Below are 1,043 nucleotides of genomic sequence, written 5' to 3'. Positions count from 1 at the left end.
CCGGACAATCCCTCCCCGCCCGACGGGAAACGCTCGCCGACGCGATCGGATCAGCCCAAATACCCTCCCGCTCCGCCACGATCATCAGCACCGCCCTGGATAAAGTCCGGCACCTCACCGACGCCGAAACCCTCACCCGCATGGAACACGCCCTGACCAGAACCGCAACCGAAAGCGACCCGGACTTCCTCACCAAAATGGCCCAACGCTGGACCGACAGGATCGACCAAGACGGAACCGAACCCTCCGAAGAAACCCTCCGCCAACACCAAGGAACCTTCCTCCGCCGCCGACGCCGCTACGGACTGCACCACCTCGAAATCTTCGCCACCACCGAACAATACGAAACCCTCACCACCGTCATGAACACCGCCACCAACCCCCGACACACCACCCAACCCACCAGCGAGGATCTGGACCGGCGCTCCCGGCCACAAAAACTCCTCGACGGCCTCGTCGGCGCCTGCAACCTCGCGATGACCACCGGCAAACTCCCCACCAACGGCGGACTCCGACCCCAACTCACCGTCACCATCAGCCACCAAGACCTCCTGGACCAACTCACCCACAACAACACACCCACCAACCCAGACACCAAGACCACCACCAGCACCGGCACAAACCCCAGCACCAGCAGCGGCACCGGTCCTGGTACTGGCAGCGGCACGGGCACCGGCACCGGCACCGGCACTGGCACTGGCACCGGCACCGCGACGTTCACCGGCCCCCTCCACCCCAACACCATCCGCAAAATCGCCTGCGACGCCGACATCATCCCCGTCCTGCTCGGCACCGACTCCCGCGTCCTGGACATCGGCCGCACCACCCGGATCTTCCCACCCCACATCCGCAAAGCCATCACCGCCCGCGACGGCGGCTGCGCCTTCCCCGACTGCACCATGCCCGCACCCTGGTGCGAAGCCCACCACATCACCTACTGGTCCCACGGCGGAACCACAGGAACAGAAAACGGAACCCTCCTCTGCTCCCACCACCACCACCTCATCCACAAAGAACAATGGACCATCACCAACACCAACGGC

1 protein-coding gene is annotated in these 1,043 nt (G+C 64.9%); it reads left to right on the top strand.

Annotated features, from left to right (window positions below):
• Window positions 1-1,043: HNH endonuclease signature motif containing protein (locus tag LRQ04_RS20495; protein WP_235522143.1), on the top strand; the 1,043-nt coding region annotated here is incomplete at both ends.

It is taken from the genome of Paenarthrobacter sp. AR 02 (assembly GCF_021538675.1).
In the GTDB taxonomy this organism is placed as follows: Bacteria; Actinomycetota; Actinomycetes; order Actinomycetales; family Micrococcaceae; genus Arthrobacter.
The sequence above is the reverse complement of the archived record's forward strand: the minus strand, read 5'-3'. Positions and strand labels throughout refer to the sequence as shown.